We start from the raw sequence: 16780 nt of genomic DNA, 5'->3' as shown, positions 1-16780 counted from the left end.
TCCTCCTGCTCGGACTTACCACCCTCACCAACGAGGGGCCGATCCCTCACGGTCCGGGTCACCGCCGAGGACGGCGACGCCAAGCCAGTCCGCGCAGACGTCGGAGGTGGCCGGATGCAGCGAGCCACACCGGGCATCCCGGTAGAGGCGTTCCAGCGGGTGGCCACGTCGGGTGGCGGAGGTGCCCGCCGCCTCCAGCATGGATGCCGCCACGTCGGCGGCGGTCGTACCGGCCAGCAGCTTGGCCCGCCACACCCACCGGTTGGTCTCCGCGTCGCCGGGAGCCTCGTCGACCCGGCGGGCCGCCTCGGCCACCGTCAACTGTGCTGCCGCCACGGCGGCGTCGGCGCGACCGAGGCGGGCGCGTACCGCCGGCAGACCGGCGAGGTTGCGGGCATTCAGGTGTTCCGCCGCCGCATCTATCGCGGCCCGGGCCACCCCGACGTAGACCGCGGCGTAGCTGGCCACCAGCCAGTGCGGCATGAGCTGGGCGACCACCAGGGCCAGCCCCTCCACCCCACCGAGCAGCCGATCGGCCGGCACCGTGACATCCAGGTGCAGGTCGTGCGAGGCGGTCGCCCGCATGCCCAGCGAGTCCCAGGTCGGCTCGACGGTCAGGCCGTCCCCTGCCGGGACCAGGAACTGCGAGACGATCGACGGGTCGGCAGCGCTGCGGGCGGCCACCAGGTAGCCGTCGGCGTGACCGGCGCCGGAGCAGAACGTCTTGCTGCCCTTGATCCGCCAGCCGCCGTCGACCGGCTCGTACACCGTGCTGAGCTGGGAAAGCCGGGCGCCGGCGCCGCGTTCGCTCATCGCCACGGCATACCACGCCCCGTCGGCCGCCGCCCGCAACAAACGGTCCCGGGCGGCAAGTGCCTCCTGCGGTACGCCGAGCGCCTCAGCCAGTTCCTCGGTTACCGCGCCCAGCGCGCCGGTGACCGAGGCGTGCATGTTGAACACCAGTGCCGTCGCACCGTTGCCCCGGGCCAGTTCCGTGGCGACGGCCGCGTACTCGGCGAACGTCGCGCCCGTTCCGCCCAGCTCGCCGGGGACCATCAGCCCGAACAACCCGGCCGAGCGCAGGTCGGCGAAGTCGTCGGCCGGGAATGAGCCGTCCCGGTCATGCGCGGCGGCCCGAGCCGCCAACCGGGGTGCCAACCTCCGGGCTGCGGCCAACCCCGCTTCACCCATGTCGCCGCTCCGCACCGGCCCGAGGCACCACCGCGCCCAGCCGACGGCGCACTCGCTGACGCTCGCTCATGGAACCCTCCTCCCCATCCCCATACCCCCCGTCTGGTTCCGCTACCCGTCGCGTACCCCGCGCCCCTGGTAGAGCACCGCAGCCGAGGCGGCCGGCACGATGCGCGGCGCCTGGCCGGGCGGGGTCCCGATGCCGCGAGCCCGGCGAAGCATCCAGCGCAGCAGGCCGGGCACGCCTGGGCGGACGCCACGGATGCGCAGGTCCACCCCGTGCCGTGCGCACTCGGCCACCAGCTCACGATCGTCCACGAACAACCGTGGATCGTGGATGCCACGCGGCACGGTGGGCAACCGCTCGGCGATCCGGACCGCGACCAGCCGACTCAAGGCCGTGTCGTTGAGCGTGTCGAGCACCAGCAGGCCGCCCGGTCGCAGCAACCGGCACGCCTGCGCGACAACGGCACGCCAGTCCGGCACATGTTCCAGCAGTTCACCAGCGGCGACCACATCGGCGCAGCCGTCGACGAGCGGCACCGCCGTGGCGTCACCGTTGACCACGGTCACGCCGTGGCCGGCCGCCTGGGCGAGCGCCGAGCGGGTCAGGTCCACCCCGACGTGTCGATAACCCTTGCCGACCAGGTGCGGGGCAAGCAGGCCGGCACCGCAACCCAGGTCGACCAGGAGCGCGCCGGGGCGGACCGCCGGTGGCACCAGGGCCGCCCGTGCCTCGGCCAGCCAGTGCAGCATGGCGAAGGCGCCGTCCGGCCGCCACCACTCGCCGGCCAGGTCGTCGTACTGGCGCGGATCGTTGCGGGGCAGGCTCAGGCCGGCATCACGCATGGCATCGAGCGTGGCACGACTCGCGGGTAACGACCAGACTTCCGTTATGTCGTCGACGGTGTTAGGGCTGGTCAGGGCGAGCCATCCGGAGCCCACCGCGGCGGTGACCACGGTGGCCGGCCTGCTCGCCGCCGGTACCGGCCACCCACCGGGTGGCATCGCCACGGTGGCACTCACCGTCGCGGCCAGCCAGTTCGCGGTCGGCTGGACCAACGACCTGGTCGACGCCGACCGGGACGCCCTGGTCGGCCGGGCCGACAAGCCGGTCGCGGCCGGGCTGGTCAGCCGACGCCTGGTGGCGGTGGCCGCGGTGCTGGCCGTCACCACCACCGTGGCGCTGGCCCTGACCACGAATCCGATGGCCGCGCTCTGGGCGACCATCGGGCTGGTCTCGGCGCTGCTCTACGACTGGCCACTGAAATCGACAGCGATCTCGGTGCTGCCGTACACGATCTCCTTCGGTGCGCTGCCCGCCTTCGTGGTGCTGGCGCTGCCCGGCGCACCGGCACCACCGGTCTGGTTGGTCGTCGCAGCCGCCCTGCTGGGCGCGGGTGCGCACTTCGCCAACGTGCTGCCCGACCTCGCCGACGACGCCCGGACCGGGGTACGCGGGCTGCCGCACCGGCTGGGTCCGGCGGGCAGCCGGTGGGCCGCCGTCGGGCTACTGGTAACGGCGACCGGCACGCTGGTGTTCGGGCCGCCCGGGCCGCCGTCGGGCGCGGGTCTCGCGGCGATCGCCGCCGCCGTGCTGATCACCATCAGCGCCTGGTACGCCGGCCGCGCCGCCGAACGAGCCGGCGCCCGCCCGGTGGCCGCCTTCCGGGCGATGATGCTGGTGGCCGTGATCGATGTCGTGCTGCTGGTCACGAGCGGTCGGCTGGTCTGAGCCTCACCCTGGCAGGTGGCAGCACCGGGTCGGCGTGCGGGCCACGATCAGCTCCAACTACCCTGGAGCGCGGTCTGCGCGGGCATGGCCAGCGGGTCCGGCGGCGTAGCCGGGTGTGATCGTGACGAGGAGGACCGACGTGACGCGCTCGATCAGGGGTTCCCGGCGAGCTGCCGTACTGCTGCCCGGGATCGCGGCGGCAGCGGCGCTGCTGCTGTCCGGGTGCGGCGCCGGCCAGATCTCCGAGACGGCCAACAAGGTGCCGTCGGTCCAGGGCGTCAACCTCAAGGCCGCCGAGGGCAAGTACGGCGTCCTGGGTGTCCTGGTCGCGTACCCCGGCGTCGAGGGCTACCAGGCGGGCGACAACGCGGTGCTGAACGCGGTCTTCTACAACGACTCGCACAACCCGGTCACCGTGACGGTCACCTCGCCGGACGCCCGCGAGGTGGTGCTCACCACCGTCCGTGCGGCGACCAGCCCGTCACCGACCGCCTCCGCCTCGCCGACCGGCTCCCCGTCGCCGGACGGCTCCCCCTCCCCGGACGACTCCGCTTCCCCGGACGACTCGCCGTCGCCGAGCCCGACCGAGTCGCCGGCCGGCCAGCCGGCCCGGATCGAGATTCCGCCGCTGAGCTACGTGCAGCTGAACACCGAGGGTGACCGGGTGCTCCAGCTCATCGGACTGAACGCGGCCGTGCTCGCGGGCCAGAACATCACCCTGAACTTCGACTTCGGCGGCGGCGACCGGATCACCAGCCCGGCACCGGTCGCCGTGCCGCTCACCCCGGCACCGCCGCCCTCGCCCATCATCGAGCGCCACACGGAGTTCGAGGGCGAAGGCGGCCACTGAGCCCCGGGCGGCAACTGCCCGCCTGACAGAATTCCGGCGCCGCCGGCGTGGCTGACCCATGCCGGCGGCGCCGTCGTCGTACCCGGGGGTTAGCGTCGCTCAGGTGAGCATCTCCCGATCGACTCCGGCCCGAGGCCCGGCTGGTGGACGCGCGGCTGGTGGACGCGGCAAGGCCGCCGGCCGCGAGCCACGGCCCGCGTACGAGTGCGACGCCTGCGGTCACCAGCCACCGAAGTGGGTGGGGCGCTGTCCCGAATGCGGCGAGTGGGGTTCGGTGGTCGAATGCACCATCACCGGTCCCACCGTTTCCGGCCGGGTGGTCAGCTCCCGGATGCCCGCCGAGCCGGCCCGGCCGATCGCCACCATCAGCGCGGCACCGGCCCGGGCCCGGCCCACCGGCGTCAGCGAACTCGACCGGGTACTCGGTGGCGGGCTGGTGCCGGGGGCGGTGGTGCTGCTCGCCGGTGAGCCGGGCGTCGGCAAGTCCACGCTGCTGCTCGACGTCGCCCAGCAGTGGGCGGCCGGTGCCGGCAGCCCGTCGCTGGTGGTCAGCGGCGAGGAGTCGGTCAGCCAGGTGCGGCTGCGCGCCGAGCGCATGGGCACCCTGCACGACCAGCTCTACCTGGCCGCCGAGAGTGATCTCGCGGCGGTGCTCGGTCATCTCGACGCGGTCAAGCCCGGCCTGCTGGTGCTCGACTCGGTGCAGACCATCTCGACCACCGGCACCGAGGGGGTGCCCGGCGGGGTGACCCAGGTCCGGGCGGTCACCGCCGCGCTGGTCTCGGTCGCCAAGGAGCGCGGCATCGCCACGGTGCTGGTCGGCCACGTCACCAAGGACGGCCAGGTGGCCGGGCCCCGGGTGCTGGAGCACCTGGTCGACGTGGTGCTGCACTTCGAGGGCGACAAGCACTCGTCGCTGCGGATGGTGCGCGGGGTCAAGAACCGGTTCGGTGCCGCCGACGAGGTGGGCTGCTTCGAGATGCACGAGGGCGGGATCAGCAGCCTCGCCGACCCATCCGGGCTGTTCCTCACCCGCTACGCCGAGCCGGTGCCGGGCACCTGCGTGACGGTGGCGATGGAGGGGCGTCGGGCCCTGGTCACCGAGGTGCAGGCGCTGATCGGCGCCACGGTGGCCGGTTCCCCCCGGCGTACCGTCTCCGGTCTGGATTCGGCCCGCCTGGCGATGGTGCTGGCGGTGCTGCAACGCCGCACCGAACGGCTCACGCTGCACGACCGGGAGGTCTTCGCGGCCACCGTCGGGGGCATCCGGGTGGTGGAGCCGGCGGCAGACCTGGCAGTCGCGCTCGCCGTCGCCTCCGGCGGCCTCAACCTGGCGATCGCACCCCACCTCGTGGCGATCGGCGAGGTGGGTCTGACCGGCGAGGTACGCCGGGTCGGCGCGGTGCCCCGCCGGCTGGCCGAGGCGGCCCGGCTGGGCTTTCGGCTGGCCCTGGTGCCGCCCGGTTGCGGGCCGAGCAACAGCGGTACCGGGCCGGAGCAGATGCGGGTGATCGAGGTCGAGAACGTCCGTTCGGCGCTTCAGGCCGCGGCTCGGGCATCGGCGGAATGAATGCCATCTATCGGGCAAATAGCCCGGCACCGACCGGACGGGCGGATCGTGACACATCACAGTAACCGCAGGAGCACCCACCGCAGGGCAGTCCGTAGACTGTGCCCGTGCCAGTCGACCGCGATACCACCAAGCCTGCCGGCGCGACTCCCCACGCCCGCACCGGTGCCGTGGGCTCGCCCGCCCGTCCGATCAGCATCACCGTGACCGGGGGCGGCAGCGCCGGCGATCCGCTACGCGCCAACCTGGCCCTGATGGCACCCGGCACCGCACTACGCGACGGTTTGGAGCGCATTCTGCGCGGCCGCACGGGCGCCCTGATCGTCCTCGGTTACGACAAGGTGGTCGAGGGGCTGTGCACGGGCGGCTTCCCGCTCGACGTCGAGTTCTCCGCGACCCGGGTACGCGAGCTGTGCAAGATGGACGGCGCGGTGGTGCTCTCCAGCGACGGCACCCGGATCGTCCGCGCGGCGGTGCACCTGATGCCCGACCCGACCATTCCGACGGAGGAGTCGGGCACCCGGCACCGCACCGCCGAGCGGGTCGCCCGGCAGACCGGCTACCCGGTGATCTCGGTCAGCCAGTCGATGCGGATCATCAGCCTCTACGTCAACGGGCAACGGCACGTGTTGGACGACTCGGCGGCGATCCTGTCCCGGGCCAACCAGGCGCTGGCCACCCTGGAGCGCTACAAGCTCCGGCTGGACGAGGTCTCCGGCACGCTCTCCGCGCTGGAGATCGAGGATCTGGTCACCGTACGTGACGCCGTGGCGGTGGTGCAGCGGTTGGAGATGGTCCGCCGGATCGCCGACGAGATCGCCGGTTACGTGGTCGAGCTCGGCACCGACGGCCGGCTGCTCGCCCTCCAGCTGGACGAGTTGATGGCCGGGGTGGACGCCGACCGCACCCTGGTCATCCGGGACTACCTCCCCACCGGCCGGAAGTCCCGCACGCTCGACGAGGCCCTGGTCGAGCTGGACCTGCTCAGTGCCACCGAGCTGATCGATCTGGTCTCGGTCGCCAAGGCCATCGGCTACCCGGCCGCCTCCGACGCGCTGGACGCGGCGGTCAGCCCTCGGGGCTTCCGCCTGCTGGCCAAGGTACCCCGACTTCCGGTGGCCGTGGTGGACCGGCTGGTGGTGCACTTCGGCAGCCTCCAGCGGCTGCTCGGCGCCACCGTGGAGGACCTCCAGGCCGTCGAGGGTGTCGGCGACGCCCGAGCCCGAGGCGTACGGGAGGGGCTGTCCCGGCTCGCCGAGGCGTCCATCCTGGAACGGTACGTCTGAGCGTACGGTCGTCAGTCGTCGGTGAGCACGAGCTTGGCCGGCTGGCTCAGCTTGGTACCCACCCGGGCGAAGACCTCGTACGTCCCGGCCGGCGGGGTGCCGCCGCTCGCCAGCCCGTTGGCACACCGGCTGCTGTCCTTGCCGTTCCAGCCGACCTGGTACGAACGCTCGAAGCCCGAGGTGAAGGACTGCACGTCCGACCCGGAAGCGGTGCCGCAGGTGTCCGACGACCAGACCACGTCGGCGCCGGACTTGATGTAGATCTCCTGCGCGGTCGCACCAACATCCCGGCTGCACGTCCGGTCGGCCCGGTTGCGGACCTTCAGGTGCAGGTCCACCGAGGCACCCCGAACCACCCTCGCCGGCTGAGCCACGGCGGTCACCGCAAGCTCCGCGTCCGTGCAGGTGCCCTCGTCCGCCACCGGAGCGACGGCCGGCGGGTTGTTGGTGAGGCTGGATCCGGGCGCCGGGGTGGCGGTCGGTGTCTCCGGGCCGGCACCGGCGTCGCCCGACGGCGGCGGTGAGCCGGTCTGCGGGGTCAGCACCGAACCGGTGGGCTCCGGTGTGCCGGAGACGCCCGGATCGGGCTGGCCGTTGCCGGTCGCGTCGTTGCCGCCACGCGGCCCGTTGCACGAGTAGAGCAGGACAATCAGGAAAAGCAGGACCGCGCCGAGCACGACGGCGCGACGCCGCCAGTACACGGCGGGAGGCAGGGGGCCGACCGTCAGACGCATGATGCCCCCACCGTAGCGGCGTCGTGCGCGACGGACGGTAACGACGCGCCGAGGCATACCGGAGCCATCGGAACCCATCCTCCATTGTCGACAGACACAACCGGCACGGTCACTCTTCGTGCTGCCAGGGCCAGCTCAGAGGTAGACCTTGCGCTGGTAGATCGCGTGCGCGCCGGCCACCCGGTCCAGGAACAGCAGGCCGGCGCAATGATCGATCTCGTGTTGCAGGGCGCGTGCCTCGAAACCGTCCGTCACCAGGCGGACATGCTTGCCGCTGCCCGGCAACGCCCCTTCGACCACGAGCCGGCTGGCGCGCTTGACGTCACCGGTGAGGTCGGGAACGGACATACATCCCTCCCGACCCGCCTTCCAGCGGGTCGCCTCGACCACCCGGGCGTTGCAGAGCACGAACGTGCCGTGCACGGTGACCGCCTTGGCGTGCCCCGTGACGTCCACCGCGAACACCTGCGCACCCACGCCCACCTGCGGTGCAGCCAGGCCGACGCAGCCGGGCGACACCCGCATCGTGGCGATCAGGTCGGCCGCCAGGCGTACCGTCTCCTCGGCGGTCGGGTCGACCTCCGCACCGGCCCGGCTCAGCGCCGGGTGCGGCGCGGAGACCACGGGCAACACCTCACCCACGCCGAGCAGCTCGGGCGTCCAGTCGCCGAGGCCCGTCGATGTCTCGGTCTGCGGATCCAGCTCTGGCCCGCCCGGCTGCCCGGTCACAGCAGATCCGGATCAGCGGGACGGAGAGTGACCTCCACGCCCAGGCCTGCGGCGACCTCCGCCAACAGGCCCGGAAGCGTGTCCGACGCACCCGCCGGCAGGTCAACCTCGGCGACGACCACGTAGAGCGATCCCACCAGCCGGGTGCTCAGGTCGGTGACGTTACCGCCGGCCTCGGTGACCGCCCGCGTCATCGCGGCCACGATCCCCATCCGGTCCGCGCCGTGCACCGACATCACGTACCGCTCACCGGCCGGCGCGGCCTCCCCGTCGGGCCGCACCTCGCGTACGGTCGCCAACAACTGGCCGTCGGCGGTCAGCCGGCCCAGTGCGTCCTCGACCTCCGCAGCCGACGGACCGACGCAGATGAGGGTCATCGCGAAGTGCCCACGTAGCCGGGTCATCGTGCTGTCGGTGAGGTTGGCCCCGAGCCGAGCGAGCACCTCGGCGACGTCGGCCACGATGCCAGGCCGGTCCCGGCCGATGACGGTGATCGCAAGCTCGTTCATCCGGGCATTCTCCCCGATCGCCGGACGCCACTGGCCACGGCCCGCCCGGAGGTGTCCAATCGGCGGAACCGACGCGCGTGACATCATCAGCGGCGCGATGACGGAATCGACCTTCGCCGGACAGGTGAGCCGGTGGTACGAACGCAATGCCCGGGACCTGCCCTGGCGCAAACCCGACGTGAGCCCGTGGGCGATCCTGGTCAGCGAGGTCATGCTCCAGCAGACCCCGGTAATCCGGGTGCTGCCCGCCTGGCAGGCGTGGCTGGACCGCTGGCCGACACCGGCCGCCCTGGCCCAGGACAGCCCGGCCGAGGCGATTCGCATGTGGGGGCGGCTCGGCTATCCGCGCCGCGCCGTACGGCTGCGCGAATGCGCGGTGGCGATCGTGGAGCGGCACGGCGGTGCGGTGCCGGACCGACTGGAGCAGTTGCTCGCCCTACCCGGTGTCGGCACGTACACCGCCCGGGCGGTGGCTGCCTTCGCGTACGGTCAGCGGCACCCGGTGGTCGACACCAACGTACGCCGGGTGGTCTGCCGCGCAGTGGCCGGAGAGCCGGACGCCGGCCCGACGACCCGGCCCGACGACCTGGTCGCGACTGAGGAACTGCTGCCCGTCGAGCCGGCTGCCGCCGCGCTGGCCAGCGCGGCGATCATGGAACTTGGGGCGGTGATCTGCACCGCCCGGTCGCCGCGCTGCACGGCCTGCCCGGTGGAGGCGATCTGCGCCTGGCGCGCCTCGGGGCGGGTCGCCCCGGCCGGGCCGACCCGCCGGCCCCAGCGGTACGCGGGCACCGACCGCCAGGTCCGCGGCCTGCTGCTCGGGGTACTCCGGGAGGCGACCGGCCCGGTGCCGCACCAGCGCCTGGACCAGGTCTGGGCCGACGACGTGCAACGGGCTCGGGCGCTGGCCGGCCTGATCACCGACGGCCTGGTCGAGCCGGTCGGCGAGGCGTCCTTCCGCCTGATCGGCGACGGCCCACCGGCACCCGTCCCGAACTGAGCCCGGATCCGACGCGTCAGGGCCGGCCTCCGGGTGGAGGCCGGCCCTGCATGTCTGGCGGATCAGACGGCTAGCGGATCAGGCGGCTGACGGGTCAGGCGGAGTAGCCGCGGGTGGCGACCCAGTCGGCCAACGCCTCGATGCCGATCCAGTACTCGGCCTTCGCCGGGTCGGCGGAGTCAGCGATCTTCGCCTGGGCGCCGCCGTCCCGGTAGCCGGTCACCGAGACGTAATGCCCGCCCTCGAAGGAGTGCGTCCCGCCGTCGAGGTCGAGCGCCGTACCGGCGACGTTGGCTACCACACTGCGCCCCTCGTCGACCGCGCGGACGATGTCGGCCCGCAACCGATCGGTCTCGGCACCGTCAGCGGCCCGGCCGGGGATCTCCACCGTGCGGTAGACGTCCTTGCCGACCCGCTCGTTGAGCGCCTTGGTGATGTCGTACGCGGAGTCGGTGCCCCGCTCGGTGGTGCCCATCTCCCGGGCCAACTCGTCCTGCGGGACGTCCTTGTCCATGGCCGTCAGCGCGTTGCGCACTGCGGCCGGGCCACAGTAGTAGTAGTTGGGCTGCGCCTGATAGCGCACCTTGAGCTGCCGCTCACCCTTGGCGTGACCGCGGTCGGCGGCCTGCTGGCTGGCGTTCGGGGAAGCGGCGACTGCGCCGGTCGGACCGGCGACCACTCCACCAGCGACAACGGCACCGGCGACGGTCAGGGCGGCCTTGTAGATCAGAGTCGTCATGGTCATCGCCTTCCATCTCGGGGATCGACACGACACCCGGAAAAGGGGAGGGGTGCGAGGGGGTGCGAATCGCGTCGGAGGGAAGTAGCAGCATGCCTCGGCGTCATTCGGCAAGGCGGCTGTCGGACGGCAACGGCCTCACCCGGTGGGTGCCGTCGCGTACCCCTCGTACAACCGCTGCTGGTGGGCGCACATGCCCTGGCAAACCGTGACCGCCACCACAAGTTTGGCGGCTCTGACCGACGCCTCGGAACGTCTGCCCGCCCATGGGGCCAGCCTGTCAATTTGTCCGGTATGACACGGGTGCCGATCAGAATCCGGTTTCAATGCCGCGACGCAGGAAAGACGCCGGCCCGGTGGCAGATGCCACCGGGCCGGCGTCGATGTGAGCTGGTAGGACTCAGGCTGCTGTCTCGTCCGCACCGGTGGTAGCGGTACCACCGAGATCAGCCGGGACGGCGTCCGGCACGTCGACCGGCCGCTCGGAGCCCTGGAAGACGAGCTTGGACTTGTCGATGTCGTTCGGGTCGCCCTCGCAGTCCACCACCACGATCTGACCCGGGGTCAGCTCGTTGAACAGGATCCGCTCGGAGAGGTTGTCCTCGATGTCGCGCTGGATCGTGCGACGCAGCGGCCGCGCGCCCAGCACCGGGTCGAAGCCCTTGGCGGCCAGGTACTTCTTGGCGTTGTCGGTCAGTTCGAGACCCATGTCCTTGTTCCGCAGCTGAGTCTCGATGCGGGCGATCATGATGTCAACGATCGACAGGATCTCCTGCTGACGCAGCTGGTGGAAGACGATGGTGTCGTCGATCCGGTTGAGGAACTCAGGCCGGAAGTGCTGCTTGAGCTCGTCGTTGACCTTCTGCTTCATCCGGTCGTAGTTCGAGTCGGAGTCCTCCGACGCCTGGAAGCCCAGCGAGACCGCCTTGGCCACGTCCCGGGTGCCCAGGTTGGTGGTCAGGATGATGACCGTGTTCTTGAAGTCCACGATCCGACCCTGACCGTCGGTGAGCCGACCGTCCTCCAGAATCTGGAGCAGCGTGTTGAACACGTCCGGGTGGGCCTTCTCGATCTCGTCGAACAGCACCACCGAGAACGGCCGACGCCGCACCTTCTCGGTCAGCTGCCCACCCTCGTCGTAGCCGACGTAGCCGGGAGGGGCACCGACGAGCCGGGAGACCGTGTAGCGGTCGTGGAACTCGGACATGTCCAGCTGGATGAGGGCGTCCTCGCTGCCGAACAGGAACTCGGCGAGCGCCTTGGACAGCTCGGTCTTACCCACACCCGACGGGCCGGCGAAGATGAACGAGCCGGACGGACGCTTCGGGTCCTTCAGGCCGGCCCGGGTACGCCGGATGGCCTTCGAAACCGCCCTGACCGCGTCCTCCTGGCCGATGACGCGCTTGTGCAGCTCGTCCTCCATGCGCAGCAGGCGCGAGGTCTCCTCCTCGGTCAGCTTGTAGACCGGGATGCCCGTCCAGTTGCCCAACACCTCGGCGATCTGCTCGTCGTCGACCTCGCTGACGACGTCCAGGTCACCGGCCTTCCACTCCTTCTCCCGCTGCGCCTTCTGGCCCAGCAGCTGCTTCTCCTTGTCGCGCAGCTGGGCGGCGCGCTCGAAGTCCTGCGCGTCGATCGCGGACTCCTTGTCGCGGCGCACCTGGGCGATGCGCTCGTCGAAGTCACGCAGGTCCGGCGGCGCGGTCATCCGGCGGATCCGCATCCGGGCGCCCGCCTCGTCGATGAGGTCGATCGCCTTGTCCGGCAGGAACCGGTCGGAGATGTACCGGTCGGCCAGCGTCGCGGCAGCCACCAGCGCGGCGTCGGTGATGCTCACCCGGTGGTGCGCCTCGTAACGGTCGCGCAGGCCCTTGAGGATCTCGATGGTGTGCGCCAGCGACGGCTCACCCACCTGGATCGGCTGGAACCGGCGCTCCAGCGCCGCGTCCTTCTCCAGGTGCTTGCGGTACTCGTCGAGGGTGGTCGCGCCGATGGTCTGCAGCTCGCCACGGGCCAGCATCGGCTTCAGGATGCTCGCCGCGTCGATCGCGCCCTCGGCGGCACCCGCACCCACCAGGGTGTGGATCTCGTCGATGAACAGGATGATGTCACCACGGGTGCGGATCTCCTTGAGCACCTTCTTCAGGCGCTCCTCGAAGTCACCGCGGTAACGGGAGCCGGCCACCAGCGCGCCCAGGTCGAGCGTGTAGAGCTGCTTGTCCTTGAGCGTCTCGGGCACCTCGCCCTTGATGATCTTCTGGGACAGCCCCTCGACCACGGCGGTCTTGCCGACGCCGGGCTCACCGATCAGGACCGGGTTGTTCTTGGTACGGCGGGAGAGCACCTGCATCACCCGCTCGATTTCCTTCTCCCGGCCGATCACCGGGTCGAGCTTGCCCTCGCGGGCCGCCTGGGTCAGGTTCCGACCGAACTGGTCCAGCACCAAGCTGGTCGACGGCGCGGCCTCACCCGGCGCGGTGCCCGCCGCGGCCGGCTCCTTGCCCTGGTAGCCGGAGAGCAGCTGGATCACCTGCTGGCGGACCCGGTTCAGGTCGGCGCCGAGCTTGACCAGCACCTGGGCGGCGACGCCCTCACCCTCACGGATCAGGCCGAGCAGGATGTGCTCGGTGCCGATGTAGTTGTGGCCGAGCTGAAGCGCCTCGCGCAGCGACAGCTCCAGCACCTTCTTGGCCCGCGGCGTGAACGGGATGTGCCCGCTCGGTGCCTGCTGGCCCTGGCCGATGATCTCCTCCACCTGCTGGCGGACGCCCTCCAGGGAGATCCCGAGGCTCTCCAGTGCCTTGGCCGCGACGCCCTCACCCTCGTGGATCAGGCCCAACAGGATGTGTTCCGTACCGATGTAGTTGTGGTTGAGCATCCGGGCCTCTTCCTGGGCCAGGACGACAACCCGTCGCGCTCGGTCGGTGAACCGCTCGAACATGCCCTCGTGCTCCTCACGTGCCGTGCGCACTCGATCTTGGTGGTCAAGACTCTCGGCGGGGCCGGTGCGCGAGCGCCCGGGACGGGCGTACGCGCCTCATTACTCTATCGCCGCGAACCGGCTCGGCTGACCTCGTGTGTCTGGGCCGTAGGCCCGGTACGCGTCGTTTTGCACAACCCTCCGCGCTCAACGGGTGTTCCGGGCGGGGGGTCTGTACGCGCAGAGCGAAATTCGGCCGGCAGCCGCAAGCCACCGGGACGGCGCACGAAGGAGCCCCGGAGACCGGACGGCATCCCTTCCGACGCCATCCACAGGATGTGGACAACACATCCACCGGCTGTGGACAACGCCCGTCCCGTCGGGATTAGTCCCGACGACGACCACAGACCACAGCGACCGGCAGCACCCGCCTGAAGACGCCGACGCCGGCCCGGAGGCTTCTCCGGGCCGGCGTCGGCCGATGACCTTCGCAGGGTCGTCTCAGTGCCCCGCCTTGGCGTGGTACTCGTCGACGATCTCCTGCGGGATCCGACCCCGGTCGGAGATGTCCTTGCCGGCCTTGCGAGCCCAGGCCCGGATGGCCTTGTTCTGCTCGCGGTCGGCGGTCGCGCCACCCCGACCACGGGCGGCACGCCCACCGACGACCACACCGCCACGACCCACCTTGGTGCCGTGGGCGATGTACTGCGAGAATGCATCACGCAATTTGTCGGCGTTGGAACTCGACAGGTCGATCTCGTACTGAACACCGTCGAGCGCGAACTTGACGGTCTCGTCCGCGTCCCCGCCGTCCAGGTCATCGACCAGCTTGTGAATGATCTGCTTGGCCACGTCCCACATTCCTTTCGAGCAGGGCTGATACTGCCATCTGCGAGAGCAACAATAACCCGTGAGATGCTTGTCGCGTCAATAGGATGCGGTAACGAGTCGGCGAGTTTCGAAGTGACTACTCGGGGCGAACCAACGGGAACAGGATGGTTTCCCGAATTCCCAGGCCGGTCAGCGCCATCAGGAGCCGATCGATTCCCATTCCCATGCCGCCGGCCGGTGGCATTCCGTACTCCATCGCCCGGAGAAAGTCCTCGTCCAGCCGCATCGCCTCGTCGTCCCCCCGAGCGGCCAGTTGCGCCTGGGCGAGCAGTCGTTCCCGCTGCACCACCGGGTCCACCAACTCCGAGTAAGCGGTGGCCAACTCGAACCCGAACACATACAGGTCCCACTTCTCCGCGACGCCCGGCTCACTGCGGTGTCCCCGGGTGAGCGGGCTGGTCTCCTCCGGGTAGTCGCGCACGAAGGTGGGCGCCTGAAGCCCCGGCACGACCAGTTCCTCGAACAGCTCCTCGGCCAACTTGCCGGGCCCCCACTTGGGGTCGACGCTCACGCCGACCTTGTCCGCATACTCGACGAGACGGGCTCGTTCGGTGCGGACGGTAACCTCCTCGCCGAGCGCCTCGGAAAGCACACCGAAGAGACTTACCGAACGCCACTCGCCGCCGAGGTCGAACTCCTGACCGTCGGCGTGCGTCACCACGGTCGAGCCGGTCGCCGTGACCGCTGCCTGCTGTACGAGATTTCGGGTCAACTCGGCCATCGTGTTGTAGTCGCCGTACGCCTGGTACGCCTCGAGCATCGCGAACTCCGGCGAGTGCGAAGAGTCGATGCCCTCATTACGGAAGTTACGGTTGATCTCGAACACTCGCTCGACACCACCCACCACGGCGCGCTTGAGAAACAGTTCCGGCGCGATTCGTAGATACAGGTCGGTGTCTAGCGCATTGCTGTGGGTCACGAAAGGCCGGGCTGCCGCACCACCGTGCAGCAACTGCAGCATCGGCGTCTCCACCTCGATGAATCCCTGACCGTGCAGGAAATCCCGCAGGCTACGCACGGCGGCCGCCCGGGTACGCACCATCTGGCGTGCCTGGGGACGGACGATCAGGTCGACGTAACGCTGCCGAACCCGGGCTTCCTCGCTGAGCGGCTTGTGTGCCACCGGCAGTGGGCGCAGCGCCTTGGCGGTGACCGCCCACTGCTCGGCGAGCACCGAAAGCTCACCCCGGCGGCTGGTGATCACCTCGCCGGTGATGCCCACGAGGTCACCGAGGTCGATCAGGCGCTTCCAGTCGTCCAGTCGCTCCGCACCGACCCGGTCCAGCGACAGCATGGCCTGCAGTTCCGTGCCATCCCCGTCCCGCAGGGTGGCGAAGCAGAGCTTGCCCGTGTTCCGTACGAAAATCACCCGGCCGGTGACCGAGACCCGGTCGCCGGTCGCGGTGTCGGTGGGCAGTTCCGCGTAGCGCTCCCGCACCTCGGCCAGCGTGCTGGTACGCGGGAAGCTGACCGGGTACGGCTCGACGCCGTCGGCGAGCATCCGCTCCCGCTTCTCCCGGCGGACCTTCATTTGCTCGGGAAGGTCGTCGGCGGGGTCGACTGGTACGGGGCTCTGCTGGGTCACGGCACGCTTCCTCAGAGGGAGAATTCGGGCGGGGTCAAGCCCAGAGCGTACTCAAGCCCCCGATCGCCCGTTACCGGATAGCCCGCCCCCATGACCCACCCCACCAGCACCCCCAAGACCCCAACACGCAAGGAACGGACGAACCGCCCTCACGACGGGTTTCCGGGCAGCCCGACCGGCGCAGGGATCAAGCCTGACCGCCCGGAGCCGGTCGGGCTGCCCGGAAACCCCACCGCGACAACCTCCCCGGAAACCCCCAAGCGCAACCAAACGAATCAGACGTTCCGCTCATAAACCATGCGCAACCCCATCAACGTGATCATCGGCTCGTGATGCGTGATCGTCCGGCACTCGTTGAGCACCAGCGGCGCCAGCCCACCCGTGGCGATGACCGCCTTCAGCTCGCCCATCTCCTCGGCCATCCGCTCGACGATCCGGTCCACCTGACCGGCGAAGCCGAAGTAGAGCCCCGCCTGGAGGCATTCCACGGTGTTCTTGCCGATCACCGAGCGCGGTTTGGTCGCCTCGACCTTGCGTAGCTGGGCGGCGCGGGCCGCCAGCGCGTCGAAGGAGATCTCGATGCCGGGCGCGAACGCGCCGCCGAGGAATTCCCCGCGACCACTGATCACGTCGAAGTTGGTGGTGGTACCGAAGTCGACCACGATCGACGGGCCACCGTAGAGGCTGTACGCGGCCAGCGTGTTGACCACCCGGTCGGAGCCGACCTCCTTCGGGTTGTCGATGGCCAGTTGCACGCCGGTGCGCACCCCCGGCTCCACGATCACGCTCGGCAGCTCCCCGTAGTAGCGGGTCAGCATGGTCCGCAGCGAGCGCAGCGCGGCCGGTACGGTCGAGCAGGCCGCCACACCGGTGATCTCCACGGCGTCCCCGGCGAGCAGTCCCCGGAACATCAGGCCCAGCTCGTCGGCGGTCGAGCGGGCGTCGGTCTTGATCCGCCAGGAGTGCACCAACTGGTCGCCGTCGAAGGTCGCCAGCACGGTGTTGGTGTTCCCGATGTCGATGCAGAGCAGCACGCCACGC

At 70.6% G+C, this 16780-nt stretch carries 15 protein-coding genes; 5 read left to right on the top strand and 10 right to left on the bottom strand.

What is annotated here, in order from left to right; all coding sequences use genetic code 11:
• Window positions 1-24: 24 nt before the first annotated feature.
• The gene (locus AB0M35_RS17740; protein ID WP_363746489.1) at window positions 25-1191 is read right to left on the bottom strand and encodes an acyl-CoA dehydrogenase family protein; all 1167 of its coding nucleotides are present in this window, start codon (window positions 1189-1191) and stop codon (window positions 25-27) included.
• Between the two features lie 111 nt (window positions 1192-1302).
• The gene (locus AB0M35_RS17735; RefSeq protein ID WP_363746487.1) at window positions 1303-2040 is read right to left on the bottom strand and encodes a methyltransferase domain-containing protein; all 738 of its coding nucleotides are present in this window, start codon (window positions 2038-2040) and stop codon (window positions 1303-1305) included.
• A 46-nt stretch (window positions 2041-2086) separates the two neighbouring features.
• Here AB0M35_RS17735 and AB0M35_RS17730 point away from each other — a divergent pair, with 46 nt between their 5' ends.
• From AB0M35_RS17730 to disA, 4 genes are all read left to right on the top strand, one after another.
• Complete coding sequence (locus tag AB0M35_RS17730; RefSeq protein WP_363746485.1) at window positions 2087-2926, top strand: UbiA family prenyltransferase; 840 nt, start codon at window positions 2087-2089, stop codon at window positions 2924-2926.
• A 139-nt stretch (window positions 2927-3065) separates the two neighbouring features.
• Window positions 3066-3776 carry a hypothetical protein gene (locus AB0M35_RS17725; protein ID WP_363746483.1) on the top strand — a complete coding sequence of 237 codons (711 nt, stop codon included), beginning with the start codon at window positions 3066-3068 and terminating at the stop codon, window positions 3774-3776.
• A gap of 103 nt (window positions 3777-3879) precedes the next feature.
• Entirely contained in the window at window positions 3880-5346 is a 1467-nt protein-coding gene (gene radA, locus AB0M35_RS17720) for a DNA repair protein RadA (protein WP_363746481.1), read from the top strand.
• A 107-nt stretch (window positions 5347-5453) separates the two neighbouring features.
• Window positions 5454-6632, top strand: a complete 1179-nt coding sequence (gene disA, locus AB0M35_RS17715) for a DNA integrity scanning diadenylate cyclase DisA (protein WP_363746480.1) — start codon at window positions 5454-5456, stop codon at window positions 6630-6632.
• Between the two features lie 11 nt (window positions 6633-6643).
• Here the strand turns inward: disA and AB0M35_RS17710 are convergent, their stop codons facing one another.
• From AB0M35_RS17710 to AB0M35_RS17700, 3 genes are all read right to left on the bottom strand, one after another.
• On the bottom strand, window positions 6644-7366 hold the full coding sequence (locus tag AB0M35_RS17710) for a hypothetical protein (protein ID WP_363746478.1): 723 nt from the start codon (window positions 7364-7366) through the stop codon (window positions 6644-6646).
• 135 nt (window positions 7367-7501) lie between these two features.
• On the bottom strand, window positions 7502-8095 hold the full coding sequence (locus AB0M35_RS17705) for a peptide deformylase (protein ID WP_363746476.1): 594 nt from the start codon (window positions 8093-8095) through the stop codon (window positions 7502-7504).
• Complete coding sequence (locus tag AB0M35_RS17700) at window positions 8092-8604, bottom strand: ACT domain-containing protein (RefSeq protein WP_363746474.1); 513 nt, start codon at window positions 8602-8604, stop codon at window positions 8092-8094. The genes AB0M35_RS17705 and AB0M35_RS17700 overlap by 4 nt, the downstream gene beginning before the upstream one ends.
• Window positions 8605-8701: 97 nt before the next feature.
• Here AB0M35_RS17700 and AB0M35_RS17695 point away from each other — a divergent pair, with 97 nt between their 5' ends.
• Window positions 8702-9604 (top strand): A/G-specific adenine glycosylase, encoded by a 903-nt coding sequence (locus AB0M35_RS17695; protein WP_363746472.1) that lies wholly within the window; start codon window positions 8702-8704, stop codon window positions 9602-9604.
• 94 nt (window positions 9605-9698) lie between these two features.
• Here the strand turns inward: AB0M35_RS17695 and AB0M35_RS17690 are convergent, their stop codons facing one another.
• The 5 genes from AB0M35_RS17690 to AB0M35_RS17670 form a co-directional block, all read right to left on the bottom strand.
• Complete coding sequence (locus AB0M35_RS17690; RefSeq protein WP_363746470.1) at window positions 9699-10349, bottom strand: C39 family peptidase; 651 nt, start codon at window positions 10347-10349, stop codon at window positions 9699-9701.
• A gap of 394 nt (window positions 10350-10743) precedes the next feature.
• On the bottom strand, window positions 10744-13284 hold the full coding sequence (locus AB0M35_RS17685; protein WP_363746722.1) for an ATP-dependent Clp protease ATP-binding subunit: 2541 nt from the start codon (window positions 13282-13284) through the stop codon (window positions 10744-10746).
• A gap of 480 nt (window positions 13285-13764) precedes the next feature.
• Window positions 13765-14115, bottom strand: coding sequence for an Lsr2 family protein (locus AB0M35_RS17680; RefSeq protein WP_363746468.1), 351 nt, complete (start codon window positions 14113-14115; stop codon window positions 13765-13767).
• 115 nt (window positions 14116-14230) lie between these two features.
• Entirely contained in the window at window positions 14231-15739 is a 1509-nt protein-coding gene (gene lysS, locus AB0M35_RS17675) for a lysine--tRNA ligase (protein WP_363746466.1), read from the bottom strand.
• A gap of 275 nt (window positions 15740-16014) precedes the next feature.
• Window positions 16015-16773 (bottom strand): type III pantothenate kinase, encoded by a 759-nt coding sequence (locus AB0M35_RS17670; protein WP_203223101.1) that lies wholly within the window; start codon window positions 16771-16773, stop codon window positions 16015-16017.
• Window positions 16774-16780 lie beyond the last annotated feature (7 nt).

Origin of the sequence: Micromonospora sp. NPDC051196, assembly GCF_040682415.1 — a bacterium.
Classification (GTDB): Bacteria; Actinomycetota; Actinomycetes; order Mycobacteriales; family Micromonosporaceae; genus Micromonospora.
Note: the sequence above shows the minus strand (reverse complement) of the source record. Positions and strands in the feature narration are given on the sequence as shown.